Source organism: Tindallia californiensis, assembly GCF_900107405.1.
Classification (GTDB): domain Bacteria; phylum Bacillota; class Clostridia; order Peptostreptococcales; family Tindalliaceae; genus Tindallia; species Tindallia californiensis.
Genome location: NZ_FNPV01000016.1, coordinates 1 through 14,890 on the forward strand (window position 1 = coordinate 1; position 14,890 = coordinate 14,890).

15 protein-coding genes and 1 other annotated feature are annotated in these 14,890 nt (G+C 41.1%); all 15 genes read right to left on the reverse strand.

Annotated elements, in window-relative coordinates; genetic code table 11:
• Window positions 1-86, reverse strand: an 86-nt coding sequence (locus BLV55_RS14825) for a GTP-binding protein (protein ID WP_242870140.1), incomplete at its 3' end; no start/stop codon positions are given.
• Between the two features lie 53 nt (window positions 87-139).
• On the reverse strand, window positions 140-2,164 hold the full coding sequence (fusA, locus tag BLV55_RS14175) for an elongation factor G (protein WP_408645587.1): 2,025 nt from the start codon (window positions 2,162-2,164) through the stop codon (window positions 140-142).
• A gap of 86 nt (window positions 2,165-2,250) precedes the next feature.
• Complete coding sequence (rpsG, locus tag BLV55_RS14180; protein ID WP_093315610.1) at window positions 2,251-2,721, reverse strand: 30S ribosomal protein S7; 471 nt, start codon at window positions 2,719-2,721, stop codon at window positions 2,251-2,253.
• Window positions 2,722-2,828: 107 nt separating this feature from the next.
• Entirely contained in the window at window positions 2,829-3,245 is a 417-nt protein-coding gene (gene rpsL / locus BLV55_RS14185) for a 30S ribosomal protein S12 (protein WP_093315611.1), read from the reverse strand.
• Between the two features lie 37 nt (window positions 3,246-3,282).
• On the reverse strand, window positions 3,283-3,528 hold the full coding sequence (locus BLV55_RS14190) for a ribosomal L7Ae/L30e/S12e/Gadd45 family protein (RefSeq protein ID WP_093315613.1): 246 nt from the start codon (window positions 3,526-3,528) through the stop codon (window positions 3,283-3,285).
• A gap of 137 nt (window positions 3,529-3,665) precedes the next feature.
• Window positions 3,666-7,208 (reverse strand): DNA-directed RNA polymerase subunit beta', encoded by a 3,543-nt coding sequence (gene rpoC / locus BLV55_RS14195; protein ID WP_093315615.1) that lies wholly within the window; start codon window positions 7,206-7,208, stop codon window positions 3,666-3,668.
• Between the two features lie 55 nt (window positions 7,209-7,263).
• The gene (gene rpoB / locus BLV55_RS14200; protein WP_093315616.1) at window positions 7,264-11,007 is read right to left on the reverse strand and encodes a DNA-directed RNA polymerase subunit beta; all 3,744 of its coding nucleotides are present in this window, start codon (window positions 11,005-11,007) and stop codon (window positions 7,264-7,266) included.
• Window positions 11,008-11,281: 274 nt separating this feature from the next.
• Window positions 11,282-11,650 carry a 50S ribosomal protein L7/L12 gene (rplL, locus tag BLV55_RS14205; protein ID WP_093315618.1) on the reverse strand — a complete coding sequence of 123 codons (369 nt, stop codon included), beginning with the start codon at window positions 11,648-11,650 and terminating at the stop codon, window positions 11,282-11,284.
• 58 nt (window positions 11,651-11,708) lie between these two features.
• On the reverse strand, window positions 11,709-12,206 hold the full coding sequence (rplJ, locus tag BLV55_RS14210) for a 50S ribosomal protein L10 (RefSeq protein WP_093315620.1): 498 nt from the start codon (window positions 12,204-12,206) through the stop codon (window positions 11,709-11,711).
• A gap of 32 nt (window positions 12,207-12,238) precedes the next feature.
• Window positions 12,239-12,365, reverse strand: a sequence feature (ribosomal protein L10 leader region).
• 9 nt (window positions 12,366-12,374) lie between these two features.
• Window positions 12,375-13,070 carry a 50S ribosomal protein L1 gene (gene rplA, locus BLV55_RS14215; protein ID WP_093315621.1) on the reverse strand — a complete coding sequence of 232 codons (696 nt, stop codon included), beginning with the start codon at window positions 13,068-13,070 and terminating at the stop codon, window positions 12,375-12,377.
• A 51-nt stretch (window positions 13,071-13,121) separates the two neighbouring features.
• Window positions 13,122-13,547 carry a 50S ribosomal protein L11 gene (gene rplK, locus BLV55_RS14220; protein WP_093315623.1) on the reverse strand — a complete coding sequence of 142 codons (426 nt, stop codon included), beginning with the start codon at window positions 13,545-13,547 and terminating at the stop codon, window positions 13,122-13,124.
• 49 nt (window positions 13,548-13,596) lie between these two features.
• Window positions 13,597-14,115, reverse strand: coding sequence for a transcription termination/antitermination protein NusG (nusG, locus tag BLV55_RS14225; protein ID WP_093315625.1), 519 nt, complete (start codon window positions 14,113-14,115; stop codon window positions 13,597-13,599).
• A 72-nt stretch (window positions 14,116-14,187) separates the two neighbouring features.
• Window positions 14,188-14,400, reverse strand: a complete 213-nt coding sequence (gene secE / locus BLV55_RS14230) for a preprotein translocase subunit SecE (protein WP_093315627.1) — start codon at window positions 14,398-14,400, stop codon at window positions 14,188-14,190.
• A gap of 41 nt (window positions 14,401-14,441) precedes the next feature.
• Window positions 14,442-14,591 carry a 50S ribosomal protein L33 gene (gene rpmG, locus BLV55_RS14235; RefSeq protein WP_093315629.1) on the reverse strand — a complete coding sequence of 50 codons (150 nt, stop codon included), beginning with the start codon at window positions 14,589-14,591 and terminating at the stop codon, window positions 14,442-14,444.
• A 207-nt stretch (window positions 14,592-14,798) separates the two neighbouring features.
• A partial coding sequence (locus BLV55_RS14240) for an EF-Tu C-terminal domain-related protein (protein ID WP_330386636.1) occupies window positions 14,799-14,890 on the reverse strand: 92 nt, incomplete at its 5' end.

Below are 14,890 nucleotides of genomic sequence, written 5' to 3' on the forward strand. Positions count from 1 at the left end.
GTTAACGTAGTTTTACCATGGTCTACGTGCCCTATTGTTCCTATGTTTACGTGTGTTTTACTTCTTTCAAATTTTTCCTTTGCCATTTTCTTTCCTCCTAATCATATAGTTAGTAATTGTTCCTACTCATCATTACTCCCTATGGTTTCATTATTTTTTCCGCAATGCTGGTAGGTACTTGCTCAAAATGATCAAAATGCATGGAGTAGTTTGCACGACCTTGAGATTTCGAACGCAAATCTGTTGCATATCCAAACATCTCAGAGAGAGGCACAAAGCTTCTGATAACCTGAACTCCACCTGGTCGAGGGTCCATACCTTCGATTTTTCCTCTTCTTGAGTTGATATCACCAATGACGTCGCCCATGTACTCTTCCGGTGTCACAACCTCTACCCGCATATATGGTTCCAGAAGTACTGGCTTTGCTTTTTTCATCGCATCCTTGAATGCCATGGATCCAGCTATCTTAAACGCCATTTCGGATGAATCCACTTCATGGTAGGAACCATCATAAAGTACAACTTTGAAATCCACAACCTCGTATCCAGCCATAACACCATTTCTTTTGCTTTCCTGAATACCTTGATCAACAGCTGGGATATATTCTTTAGGGATAGCTCCTCCAACAATTTTGTTTTCAAATTCATAACCAAAGCCCGGTTCCTGTGGTGACATTCTAATTTTAACATGTCCATATTGCCCTTTACCACCAGATTGACGAGCATATTTTGTTTCCACTTCTATTTCTTCCGTAATCGTTTCTTTGTAGGATACCTGTGGCTTGCCTACATTCGCTTCCACTTTGAATTCACGTAGCATTCTATCAACAATAATCTCAAGATGTAGCTCGCCCATTCCTTCAATAATGGTTTGGCCTGTTTCATGGTCCGTGTAGGTTCGGAATGTGGGATCTTCTTCTGCTAATTTTTGAAGAGCAATCCCCATTTTGTCCTGACCCGCTTTTGTCTTTGGTTCAATAGCAACTGAGATTACCGGCTCCGGAAACTCCATCGACTCCAAGATAACTTGATTATCTACATCGCATAAAGTATCACCAGTACTGGTATCTTTAAGCCCAACAGCAGCAGCGATATCTCCTGCATACACTTCATCAACTTCTTCTCTGGAGTTTGCATGCATTTGAAGAATCCGTCCTACTCTTTCTCTTTTACCCTTGATAGGGTTGTATACATAAGAACCAGATTTCAAAACACCTGAATAAACTCTGAAGAAGGCTAGTTTTCCCACGTATGGATCTGACATTATTTTGAAGGCTAACGCCGCAAAGGGTTCATCGTCATCTGCATGACGCTCGATTTCAGCTTCACCGTCAACAGACATCCCTTGTATGGATTCTACATCAAGAGGCGAAGGCATAAGTTCAACAATATAATCAAGTAATATTGGAACCCCTCTGTTTTTATAGGAAGAACCACATAGCACTGGTGTAATTTTAGTAGTTACGGTTCCAGCTCGAAGACCTTTCATGATTTCTTCTTCTGTCAGGGATTCACCTTCAAGATATTTCATCATCAATTCTTCGTCTGTTTCTGCTACGGCTTCCAGCAATTGCTCCCGATATTCATCAGCTTTCGCTTTCATATCTTCTGGAATTTCTTCGATTCTTGTTTTTTTCCCTAAATCATCTTCGTAAATCGTTGCTTTCATTTTAACTAAATCAACAATACCTTCAAAGTCCGCTTCTTTTCCTATGGGTAATTGTATTGGTATTGCATTAGCATTTAGTCTCTCTTTCATCATATCAACCGCGTGATAAAAGTCAGCACCCATAATATCCATTTTGTTAACAAACGCCATCCTTGGCACTTTGTATTTATCCGCTTGTCGCCATACCGTTTCTGATTGTGGTTCTACTCCACCTTTTGCACAAAATACAGCCACAGCACCATCCAAAACCCTTAGAGATCTTTCGACTTCCACCGTAAAATCAACGTGTCCTGGTGTATCTATAATATTTATTCTATGATCTTGCCATTCACAAGTGGTAGCGGCTGATGTAATGGTGATTCCTCTTTCTTTTTCCTGCTCCATCCAATCCATCTGCGATGCACCATCATGTGTTTCGCCAAGCTTTCGAATGCGGCCCGCATAGTACAGAATTCGTTCTGTCGTCGTGGTTTTTCCCGCATCAATATGAGCCATAATTCCAATATTTCTTGTTTTTTCCAATGTGATCTGCCTTGGCACTGTGATCCTCCTTCCAAGGTTACTATCCGGCATTAAAGATTTTACCAGCGATAGTGGGCAAATGCTTTGTTTGCTTCTGCCATTTTATGTGTATCTTCTTTCTTCTTAACGGCTCCGCCCATATTGTTAGCAGCATCCATGATTTCTTTCGCAAGTCTTTCTTTCATTGTCTTTTCACTTCTAGCCTTGGTGTATTTTGCTAACCATCTTATTCCCAAGGTTTGTCTTCTTTCTGGTCTAACTTCTACTGGAACCTGGTAGTTTGCACCACCTACACGTCTAGCCTTAACTTCCAGCACAGGCATAATGTTGTTCATTGCTTTTTCAAATACTTCTGTTGGGTCTTCACCGGTAGTTTCTTTGATATTTTCAAAGGCACCATATACAATTTTCTGAGCCGTTCCTTTTTTGCCATCTAACATAATGCTGTTGATAAGCTTTGTAACGACTTTGCTTCCGTATATCGGGTCCGGCAATGCCACCCTTTTGGGTGCACTTCCTTTTCTCGGCACTTTACTTCCCTCCTTATCCATTTAAGAGATTCATCGGTACTCGACATCATTTTTGATGCCGTTGTGCGTTCGAGCAAAAATAAATTTATGCTAAAACGCTTTACGCATTATTTTTTCTTTGGACGTTTCGCTCCATATTTGGATCTACCTTGCATTCTGTCAGCAACACCTGCTGTATCAAGGGATCCTCTGACAACATGGTATCTTACCCCTGGAAGGTCTTTTACTCTACCTCCACGAATAAGGACTACACTATGCTCCTGCAGGTTATGACCTGAACCTGGGATATAGGCGGATACCTCTATTTGGTTTGTCAGACGAACTCTAGCTACTTTTCTAAGAGCTGAGTTTGGTTTTTTAGGCGTTACTGTTTTTACAGAAACACATACGCCACGTTTTTGTGGAGCACTAATGTTTGTTGATTTTCTCTGAAGAGAGTTAAATCCTTTTAGCAATGCAGGAGAGTCAGATTTTTCCTGCTCTACTTTTCGGCCTTTTCTAACCAGCTGATTAATCGTTGGCATTCATTTTCACCTCCTTAAACTGTTTGAATGGGTTTATCTATTTTTGAACCGCAACAACGGTTGCTCCCACATCAATCCCACAGTTCCTGCCTAGTTTTTTCCGACTATCTACAGGAACAATTTCTATTGAGTGCTGCTTTGCCAAGGTGTCAATTTTTTCTAGTATGCTGCTATCAGCGTCTTGAGCTAAATAAATCTTAAGAATTTGATCTCCTTCACGAATGCTTCGTGAAACTTGTTTTATCCCAATGATGATTTTCTCATGCTGAAGTTCCTCCAACACGATTCATCCTCCCTTTCAGTTAAGAGGCTTACTCGCCAAGCACAGAAGTGTTCGGCGAGTTCTTTACTATTTGTTTCAACATAATATTTTAAACACACTTTAGTATTCTACCACCTGTGAAATGTTGTGTCAATATATTATTCATCCGCTACAGCTAATTCTGGTTCTGCTAATTGTTCTATCGCTCCAACATCATTTTCCATATCCAGAGCAATGTTTTTGTATTTTTTCATCCCTGTACCTGCTGGAATCAGCTTTCCTATAATAACATTTTCTTTTAATCCTATCAGGAAATCCTCTTTCCCTTTGATAGCCGCTTCCGTAAGCACTCTCGTCGTTTCCTGGAAAGATGCTGCAGACAAGAAGGATTCTGTCGCTAAAGAGGCTTTTGTGATTCCCAGCAACACCCTTCTCCCCTTTACTTCCTCTGTTCCTTCTTTTTCGCGCAAAGCATTCATTTCGTCTATTGTGTATATACTTTCTAAAGCTCCAGGAAGCATAGCAGCCTGCGGATCTTCCTCTATTTTTGTTTTGGATAACATCTGACGCACAATTACTTCTATGTGCTTATCGTTAATATCTACCCCTTGTAATCGATATACCCTTTGAACTTCTTTAATAATGTAGTTCTGTACACCGATTACGCCTTTTATTTTTAGGATATCATGAGGATTAACAGATCCTTCGGTGATTTCATCAGCCGCTTCAATCCATTGTCCATCACGAACTTTAATCCTTGAACCGTAAGGAATTTCGTATTCTTTCTCTTCTTCTCCATTCCTAACAAAGACTTCTCGTTTCTTTTTATTCTCTTGTACCGTAACAGAACCATCAATCTCACTTATAATAGCCAATCCTTTAGGTTTTCTCGCTTCAAAAAGCTCCTCAACCCTCGGAAGACCTTGTGTGATATCAGCTCCGGCTACTCCGCCAGTATGGAATGTCCTCATGGTCAGTTGAGTTCCCGGTTCTCCAATAGATTGGGCGGCAATAATTCCTACCGCTTCCCCCACCTCTACCTGTTTTCCGGTTGCTAGATTTCTCCCGTAACAAACTTTACATATTCCGTGCTTTGTCTTGCAGTTAAGAATTGATCGGATTTTAATTTTTTCAATACCTGCTTCTATCATGGCTTCTGCATCTTCTTCCAGTACCATTTTTCCTCTTTCAAGGATGACAGCACCGGTTTTTGTGTCGATGGCATCTTCAAGCAAATACCTTCCAACAAGTCTGTCGTACAGCTCTTCTATTATCTCTTTTCCGTCCTTAAACGCTTCAACCGTAATGCCCTCATCTGTACCACAATCATCTTCTCTTATAATAACATCCTGACTGACATCAACCAGCCTTCTAGTCAAGTATCCAGAATCTGCTGTTCTGAGGGCTGTATCTGCCAACCCTTTTCTGGCACCATGAGTTGATATAAAGTATTCCAGTACGGTTAGACCTTCTCGGAAGTTTGATTTAATCGGAACTTCTACTGTATGTCCACTGGCATTGGACATGAGACCACGCATACCTCCCAGCTGTCGAATCTGGTTTTTGCTTCCACGGGCACCAGATTGTGCCATAATGAAGACGTTGTTCATGGTGTCTAAACCTTCCATAAGCGCATCAGTAACTTTGCCCGTAGTTTCTTCCCAAACATTCATAACCTTTTCATAGCGTTCGTCGTCAGAGATCAGACCTCTCCTGAAGACTTTTTCATATTGGTCTACTCTTTCTTCAGCTTCTTTAATAAGTTCAGCTTTTTCCTTCGGTACTTCCATATCTGAAACAGCTATGGTGATCGCACCTTTGGTAGAGTATTTGAATCCCATAAACTTAATATAGTCCAGCATTTTTGCCGTAGCATAGTTTCCGTGTTTTCTGAAACACTTTGATATGATTCGTCCCAAGGCCTTTTTATCGCAAACAAAGTCAATTTCAAGTCCGTGAGGATCTTTGTTCCGATCAACAAACCCTAAATCTTGAGGTATACTTTCGTTGAAGATAAACCTACCAACTGTACTCTCTACTGTGTGGTTTTCTTGTCCGCTATCTTGCTTAAATCGAACCTTAACTCTTGCATGAAGATTCACCTTGCCAGTGTAGTATGCCATCAGCATTTCTTCGTAATCCTTGAAATACATCCCTTCTCCCTGACTGTCTGGAATTTCAACCGTTAGGTAATATGTCCCCAGTACCATATCCTGGGTTGGCGTGGTGATCGGTTGTCCATCTTTAGGTGCGAGGATATTATTGGGAGAAAGCATTAAGTTTCTCGCCTCTTCCTGTGCTGAATCAGAAAGCGGAACGTGAACGGCCATTTGATCTCCATCAAAGTCAGCATTATAGGCTGTACACACTAAAGGATGCAATTTAATAGCTTTCCCTTCCACTAAAATCGGCTCAAAAGCTTGAATCCCAAGGCGATGCAAGGTAGGCGCTCTATTCAAAAGTACCGGATGGTTTTTTATAACTTCTTCCAAGACATCCCATACCTCAGGTCGCACTTTTTCTACCATTCGCTTAGCGCTTTTAATATTATGTGCATGGCCTTGAGCAACCAAATTTTTCATTACAAACGGCTTAAACAGTTCTAATGCCATTTTTTTCGGAAGTCCGCACTGATGAAATGCCAGTTCAGGTCCTACAACGATAACCGATCTCCCTGAGTAGTCAACTCGCTTTCCTAGCAAGTTTTGCCGGAATCGTCCCTGTTTTCCCTTCAACATATCGGATAAGGATTTCAAGGGTCTATTCCCCGGTCCTGTTACCGGTTTTCCTCTTCGTCCATTATCTATCAGCGCATCAACTGACTCTTGCAGCATCCTCTTTTCATTACGAACAATAATATCCGGAGCACCTAAGTCCAGTAATCGCTTCAATCTATTATTCCTGTTAATCACTCGCCGATACAGATCATTTAGATCCGAAGTTGCAAACCTTCCGCCATCCAGTTGAACCATCGGTCTTAAATCTGGAGGAATGACCGGAACAACATCCATTATCATCCATTCAGGATCGTTGCCTGATTTGCGAAACGCATCCACTACTTCCAGGCGTCTAATGGTTCTTACTCTTTTTTGACCCGAACTATCCGCAAGTCTTTGCCTTAGCTCTTCATTTAATTCTTCTAAATCAATTTGGCTTAAAAGTACTTTAATTGCCTCCGCACCCATTGAAGCTTTGAAATAATTACCCGTTTTTCTAGCGTGTTCCATCGCTTCCGCAAATTCTTTTTCTGTTAATATTTGTTTATGGGTTAAATGGCTTTCTCCAGCGTCCGTCACCACGTAGGCGGCGAAGTACAGAACCTTTTCCAATGATCTGGGAGACATATCTAACAAAAGGCCCATTCTGCTGGGAATTCCTTTGAAGTACCAAATATGAGAAACAGGTGCTGCCAGTTCTATATGACCCATCCGATCCCTACGAACCTTCGACTTTGTAACTTCGACACCGCAACGATCACAAATAATGCCTTTATACCTTACTCGCTTATATTTACCACAATGACATTCCCAGTCTTTTGTAGGTCCGAATATTTTTTCACAAAACAATCCTTCTTTTTCAGGTTTTAATGTACGGTAATTGATGGTTTCCGGCTTTTTCACTTCACCTCTGGACCATTGACGAATTTTGTCTGGTGCAGCCAGCGAGATTCGGATCGACTTAAAATTATTTAATTCAAACAAGGAGCTTCTCCCCTTTCCGGTTTTTCACAGGTCAATCTTTTCCTGATGCCAGGCATCAATTTTCTTCTTCATCCACAAAATTTCCATCTGACTCCTCTGTATCCGGAGCGCTTTCTTCGGAAGTAATGGAAAGCATCGAAGTTCCCAACTCCTCTGCGTCATATACATCATGATTCTCTGCATTTTCCATTTCTTGATCCATCGTATTTTCAGGATGTTTTTCCGCTTCTATCGGCGGAGCAAGAATAACTTCATCCATATTAGCTTCTATTGTCTCCTCTACTCCTGCTTCTTTCAACTCGACTTCTGCATTATCATCTGTCAATACTTGGATGTTTAAGGCAAGACTCTGCAGTTCTTTGATCAGAACCTTGAAGGATTCTGGTACACCTGGTTCCGGAATGGTTTCTCCTTTTACGATACACTCATATGTCTTTACCCTTCCAATAACATCGTCTGATTTCACAGTCAATATCTCCTGAAGTGTATGAGAGGCTCCATAGGCTTCGAGGGCCCAAACTTCCATTTCTCCAAAACGCTGTCCACCAAATTGAGCTTTTCCACCCAAAGGTTGTTGCGTAACTAAAGAGTATGGTCCAGTACTTCTCGCATGTATTTTATCATCTACCAAATGATGTAGTTTTAACATATACATATACCCTACGGTTACAGGGTTGTCAAATAGTTCGCCAGTTCGTCCGTCAATCAGCTGAATTTTACCAGACTTCGGATATCCTGCTTCTCCTAGAGCATCCATAACATCATGTTCGTCCGCCCCGTCAAAGACCGGTGTTGCTACTTCCCAACCCAAAGCCTTCGCTGCCATTCCAAGATGAACTTCCAACACCTGCCCAATGTTCATTCTGGAAGGCACGCCCAGAGGGTTCAACACAACGTCTAATGGCGTTCCATCTTCTAAGAATGGCATATCTTCTTCTGGAAGTATTCTGGAGATAACCCCCTTGTTTCCATGTCTACCTGCCACTTTATCTCCAACGTTTATCTTTCGTTTCTTAGCAATGTAGACTCGAACAAGTTCATTCACACCTGGTGAAAGTTCATCTCCATTTTCTCTCGTAAACACTTTCACATCTACAACAATACCCGATTCACCGTGAGGAACTTTCAAAGAGGTGTCTCTCACTTCTCGAGCTTTTTCTCCAAAAATGGCTCTTAGCAGTCTTTCTTCAGCCGTTAATTCTGTTTCTCCTTTCGGAGTCACTTTTCCTACTAAAATATCACCTGACTGAACTTCTGCTCCTATTCGAATGATCCCCCGCTCATCCAAGTCTTTTAAAGAGTCCTCTCCTACATTAGGAATATCTCTGGTTATTTCTTCAGGTCCTAGCTTTGTATCTCTCGCATCCGCTTCATACTCTTCGATATGAATCGATGTCATCACATCATCTTTAACTAGTCGTTCATTGATCAAGATAGCATCTTCGTAGTTATAACCTTCCCAAGCCATAAACCCAATAAGGCAATTTTTCCCAAGCGCTATTTCCCCTTTATGGGTCGAAGGACCATCAGCAATAACTTCACCAGCGGATATTTGCTGCCCTTTGCTCACAATAGGTTTTTGGTTAACACAAGTACCTTGATTTGATCGTTTGAACTTCAATAATTTATAGTGATCCTTCTGAGCATTGTCATTTCTTTGAATAACTATTTCCGTTCCCGTAACCCGATCAACCACACCAGCGTTTTTCGCTAACACAACAACGCCTGAATCCAATGCCGCTTTGTATTCCATTCCTGTCCCAATAATAGGCGCTTCGGCGCGTAGTAACGGAACTGCCTGACGTTGCATGTTAGAGCCCATAAGAGCCCGGTTAGCGTCATCGTTTTCCAAGAAAGGTATCATCGCCGTTGCCACTGAAACAATTTGTTTTGGCGATACATCCATATAATCCGCTTCTTCTCTTGGCACTACATCAATAGCCCCATCAAGCGTCCGAGAGGCAACTCGCTTGTTGATAAAGTGACCTTCTTCATCTAAAGGTTCATTCGCTTGAGCTATGGTTACCAAATCCTCTTCGTCGGCCGTCAGGTACTCGACATCTTCTGTAACCCTGCCTTCTTCTTGGATTATTTTTCGATAAGGCACTTCAATAAATCCATATTCATTCACTCGTGCATAGGTACTTAAGGAGTTAATAAGACCAATATTGGGTCCCTCAGGAGTTTCGATAGGACACATTCTACCGTAGTGTGAGTGGTGCACATCTCTCACTTCAAATCCGGCACGTTCTCTGGAAAGTCCTCCAGGCCCAAGAGCGGAAAGTCTTCTCTTATGAGTTAATTCTGCCAGTGGGTTTGTTTGATCCATAAACTGAGATAGCTGAGAACTTCCAAAAAACTCTTTAATAGAAGCAACAACCGGTCGAATATTAATCAACGCTTGTGGTGTTACTAAATCAACATCCTGAATGGTCATTCTTTCTTTAACAACTCTCTCCATACGTGATAACCCTATTCGAAACTGGTTTTGCAGCAGTTCACCAACGGATCTTAAACGTCTGTTGCCCAAGTGGTCGATGTCATCTACATGGCCAATTTCATGAGCCATATTGAAAATATAGCTAATAGATGCAATGATATCAGATACCAGAATATGTTTTGGTTCCAGTTCCCGATATCGTTCATTAATTGCCTCACATATGGCTTTTTCGTCATCGTGTTTTTCTAGTATTTCCTTCAAAACAGGGTAGTAGGCCAATTTCTTTACTTTCAGTTTTGAAGTTTTAGGGTTAACATACTCGCGTATATCCACAAACTGATTTCCAATTACTTTGATTGGTTGATTTTCATCCGAAAAAACAGATACCTCATTAATCCCAGTGTTTTGGATTTTTTCTGCCATTCGACGTGTGATTTTTTGTTCCGTCTCTACCAAGACTTCACCCGTTTTTGGATCGATGATGTTTTCGGCAGCCTTACGATACATAATACGGCTCGAAATAGATAGTTTTTTATTAAACTTATAGCGACCCACTTTCGCTAAATCATATCGCTTAGGATCAAAAAACAAGGAATGCAAAAGAGAGGTGGCGCTTTCAACTGTTGGCGGTTCACCCGGTCTTAGTTTTTTATAGATTTCCAGCAATGCTTCTTCTTGGTTGGCTGTGTTGTCTTTTTCCAAAGATGCTAGCAATCGTTCATCTTCACCAAGCAAGTCAATGATTTGTTGATCTCTCGAATAGCCCAAAGCTCTTAAGAGAATTGTAATAGGTTGCTTTCTAGTACGATCAATTCGCACGGATACAACACCGTTGGAGTCTGTTTCATACTCTAGCCAAGCTCCTCTGTTTGGTATCAATGTTGATGAAAAAAGCTCATTACCTGATTTGTCATATTCCGAGTTGTAGTAAACGCCCGGAGAGCGTACCAATTGACTCACGATAACTCTTTCAGCACCATTAATGATAAAGGTACCTGTGTCTGTCATGAGAGGAAAATCACCCATGAACACTTCTTGTTCTTTTACTTCTCCCGTCTCTTTATTAATAAGTCGAACTTTCACCTTTATAGGAGATGAGTAAGTCATGTCTCTTTCTTTTGATTCTGCAACGCTGTATTTAGGTTCTTCTTCTAACTTGTAATCAACAAACTCTAAGATTAAGTTACCGGTGTAATCTTCAATAGGGGAAATATCGCCAAATACTTCTCCAAGACCTTCGTCCAAAAACCAACGATAAGATTCCTTTTGAATTTCGATCAAACTCGGAACTTCAAGAACCTCTTCAATTCTTGAATAACTCATACGCTCTTTGTTGCCAATTTTGACAGGATGAGGCATGCTGGGATTCACTCCTTATCAGTTCATGATGGATATATATCTGAAATGAAAAATCCCGTTTTATACACATCAGACAGGTTGTCTTTATCGCTGTATACGGAATTATCATTTAATAGGGTATTCAGTAATTCTTGGTTCAAAATACTGTTTTATGCAATGTATAATATTATCATAACCAAGTAGTTTCTGTCAATATAATTATCGTGTATAAAAAGCCCCTCTATTTCCATTATGGGTAAGAGGGGCTTTCTGGGTCAGTGTATCAAAGGCATCTTTATTTAAGTTCTATCGTTGCTCCAGCTTCTTCCAGCTTAGCTTTAATACTTTCTGCCTCTTCTTTCTCTACGCCTTCTTTAATTGGTTTCGGTGCTTCATCAACAAGGGCTTTTGCTTCTTTAAGGCCAAGACCTGTAATTTCACGCACTACTTTGATGACACCAATTTTTGAAGATCCAGCACTTTCAAGAACAACATCAAAGTCTGTCTTCTCTTCTTCAGCAGCCCCACCAGCTGCCGCAGGTCCTCCTACCATTACCGGCGCACTTGCAGAAACTCCAAATTTCTCTTCCGCCGCCTTAACTAGCTCGTTTAATTCAGTTACTTTCATATTTTCAATCGCTTCGATAATTTGCTCAATTGTCATTTACGACACCTCCATAATATATTCTTCATTATTATACTTGTTTTTCGTTCGCACTACTCTAACTAGCTTCTTCTTGTTTGTCCGCAATCGCCTGTAATAGATAAGCAAAGTTAGCCACCGGCGATTTAATGCTTCCAAGAAGTTTCGCAACAAGAACTTCTCTTGATGGGATGGAAGCCAATTCTTTCACTTGTTCTTCGTTGAAGAATTCACCTTCTACAATACCGGCTTTCAACTCAAGGTTTTTATGTTCTTTTGCAAATTCACTTCCGATTTTCGCAGCACTTACCGGATCCTCATAGCTAAATGCTATGGCATTGGGTCCTGTCAGCACTTCTTTCAGTTCATCCATGCCTGCCATTTCCGCCGCTCGGCTTACAAGCGTATTTTTATACACTTTATAGTCTATACCCGCCTCACGAAACTTGCTTCTTAATTCCGTTACTTCTTCCACCGTCAGGCCACGATAATCGTACAGGATTGCAGATGCTGAATCATTTAACTTTCGTGCAATTTCTTCAACAACCGCTTTCTTTCTCTCTATTGCTTTCGACATGAGATACACCTCCTTTTTTGATTCATTCCTGCTTTAACGAAACAAAAGCCTTTGTCATCCAGTGCAGACGAAGGCCTTTTTCTCTATTTCGAAAAAGCCTCGGCAGGTTTTTTAAACATTTTTTGTCCCTGCGGTCTACGGCATAATATCCAGTTTTAGGTTTATCTTTTACATTACTTTTGTTGGGTTTATTCTAATACCGGGGCTCATCGTGCTGGTTAGGGTAATACTTTTAAGATACTGCCCTTTTGAAGCAGAGGGTTTCGCTCTTACTACTGCATCCAGAAGTGCCTTCAGGTTTTCCTGAAGCTTTTCTTCATCAAAGGATTTTTTCCCTACAGGGACATGTAGTATATTCGTTTTGTCCAGACGATACTCCACTTTACCAGCTTTGATTTCTTCCACGGCATTTTCTATTTCAAAAGTCACGGTGCCAGATTTTGGGTTTGGCATGAGGCCTTTTGGCCCTAACACACGGCCCAAGCGTCCAACAACACCCATCATGTCGGGTGTGGCAACCACAACATCAAAATCAAACCAATTTTCTTTTTGGATTTTCTCCACCATGTCTTCAGCACCTACAAAATCAGCACCGGCTTTTTCAGCCTCTGTTGCTTTATCACCTTTTGCAAACACCAATACTTTTTTAGTCTTACCTGTACCATGGGGTAAAACCACCGCTCCACGAACCTGTTGATCTGCATGTCTTGAGTCTACACCTAGTTTAGCATGCAACTCAACTGTTTCGTCGAAGTTTGCTGTTGGCAGGCTTTTTAGCAGACTAACCGCTTCATTAATGTCATACATCTTACTTTTATCCAGCGCCTTGATAGCGTCTTGATATTTTTTTCCTCTTTTTGGCATATTCTTTACCTCCTTGTGGTTTTAGCGACATCAAAGTCTCCCACTTCTTAACTATTCTTCTACTTCAATCCCCATACTTCTCGCTGTGCCAGCAATCATGTTCATTGCACTTTCTACATCCGCTGCATTTAGGTCAGGCATCTTCAGCTCTGCAATTTCCTTAAGTTGTGCTTTTTTAATTTTGCCAACTTTGTTCTTGTTCGGTTCACCAGAGGCTTTATCTAGCCCTACTGCTTTTTTGATCAATACAGCTGCTGGTGGTGTTTTTGTGATAAACGTAAAGGATCTGTCCGCATAAACCGTAATAATAACCGGTATAATCAACCCAGCCTGCTCAGCTGTTTTTGCGTTAAATTCTTTACAGAACCCCATAATATTAACACCATGCTGACCAAGAGCTGGCCCTACTGGTGGTGCTGGTGTTGCTTTCCCTGCAGGAATTTGAAGTTTTATCTGACCGACTACTTTTTTCGCCATTTTTCCACCTCCTTACAAAAATAATATTGCCCCTAGTTCAACGGGCACTTTATAAGGATTCCACTTGATGAAACTCAAGTTCCACCGGTGTTTCCCTACCAAACATATTAATAAGAACTTTGAAAGTTTGCTTATCCATATTTATTTTCACAATACTGCCTATAAAGCTCTCGAATGGTCCACTAACAACACGAACCGAATCCCCTTCTTTGAAGTTGATTTCCTGCCGCGCTACTTCGACACCCATATTTCTAATTTCTTGTTCCGTCAAGGGGACAGGCTTTGAACTAGGGCCTACAAACCCCGTTACGCCTCGTGTGTTGCGCACTAAATACCAGGATTCATCCGTCATCACCATCTTGACGATTACATATCCCGGATACAACTTAGATTCTTTTATTTTCTTTTTCCCATTTTTTATCTCCACTTTTTCTTCCATGGGAACCTTCACTTCCAAAACTACATCTTCCATGCTGCGACTCTCAACCATCTTTTCAATATTAACTTTCACTTTATTCTCATGGCCAGAGTAGGTGTGTACTACATACCATCTCGCTTCATCAGTCATATATACCAGGCATCACACGTGATGACCTGTTCCCTCCTTTTCACCCTTAACCGCTGTTTTTTTGTTCTGTAATCAAATAATCAGATTCAGCCCAAAACCAAAGACAGTGTCCAGCAGCCATAGAATGACAGTGGCAATTGCACATACAACTACTACAACGGCCGTATGGTTTTTGAGTTCTGGCCGTGTCGGCCAATGAACTTTCTTCAGTTCAGCCTTTGAGCTTTTAAAGTATTTTCCCATTGACTGTGGTTTCTTTTCAGTCGCTGTTGTCTGAGTTGCCATCACACATCACATCCTTTTCGTATTTCTTGGTTACACCGGTATTACTTTGTTTCTCGGTGTAAGGTGTGGCACCTGTCAAATTTACAGTATTTTTTTAGTTCCATTCGATCTGGATCATTTTTCTTGTTTTTCATCGTATGATAATTTCTTCTTTTACACTCAGTGCAAGCCAATGTCACTTTCACTCTCATTCTTTCACACCTCCCTACTTGCTTTCCCTGTCCTGAAAAACTTATCTATGCTTATGCCTTTTTTCTGGCATTCAACCCTTTAACTGGTAGAATATACCATATTAATCATCTGCTGTCAACAATCCAGATTATCTTCTCTTGTGTTCTTTGTTTTTTCAAAATGAAAGACCAGGCGTTGCCTGGCCTTTCATATCATTTCTCCAGGATTTACTCGTGAATATCAGCAACAACGCCAGCCCCTACGGTTCGGCCACCTTCTCGGATCGCAAACCTTAGTCCTTCTTCTACGGCTATTGGTG

Excerpts from the sequence above, each read along its gene's own strand:
- fusA (WP_408645587.1), bottom strand. The coding sequence starts at position 2,164 with ATGGCTCATATTGATGCGGGAAAAACCACGACGACAGAACGAATTCTG.
- rpsL (WP_093315611.1), bottom strand. The coding sequence starts at position 3,245 with ATGCCAACGATTAATCAGCTGGTTAGAAAAGGCCGAAAAGTAGAGCAG.
- rpoB (WP_093315616.1), bottom strand. The coding sequence starts at position 11,007 with ATGCCTCATCCTGTCAAAATTGGCAACAAAGAGCGTATGAGTTATTCA.
- rplL (WP_093315618.1), bottom strand. The coding sequence starts at position 11,650 with ATGACAATTGAGCAAATTATCGAAGCGATTGAAAATATGAAAGTAACT.
- rplJ (WP_093315620.1), bottom strand. The coding sequence starts at position 12,206 with ATGTCGAAAGCAATAGAGAGAAAGAAAGCGGTTGTTGAAGAAATTGCA.
- rplA (WP_093315621.1), bottom strand. The coding sequence starts at position 13,070 with ATGCCAAAAAGAGGAAAAAAATATCAAGACGCTATCAAGGCGCTGGAT.
- rplK (WP_093315623.1), bottom strand. The coding sequence starts at position 13,547 with ATGGCGAAAAAAGTAGTCGGTCAGATAAAACTTCAAATTCCTGCAGGG.
- nusG (WP_093315625.1), bottom strand. The coding sequence starts at position 14,115 with ATGACTGATGAAGCGAGATGGTATGTAGTACACACCTACTCTGGCCAT.
- secE (WP_093315627.1), bottom strand. The coding sequence starts at position 14,400 with ATGGCAACTCAGACAACAGCGACTGAAAAGAAACCACAGTCAATGGGA.
- rpmG (WP_093315629.1), bottom strand. The coding sequence starts at position 14,591 with ATGAGAGTGAAAGTGACATTGGCTTGCACTGAGTGTAAAAGAAGAAAT.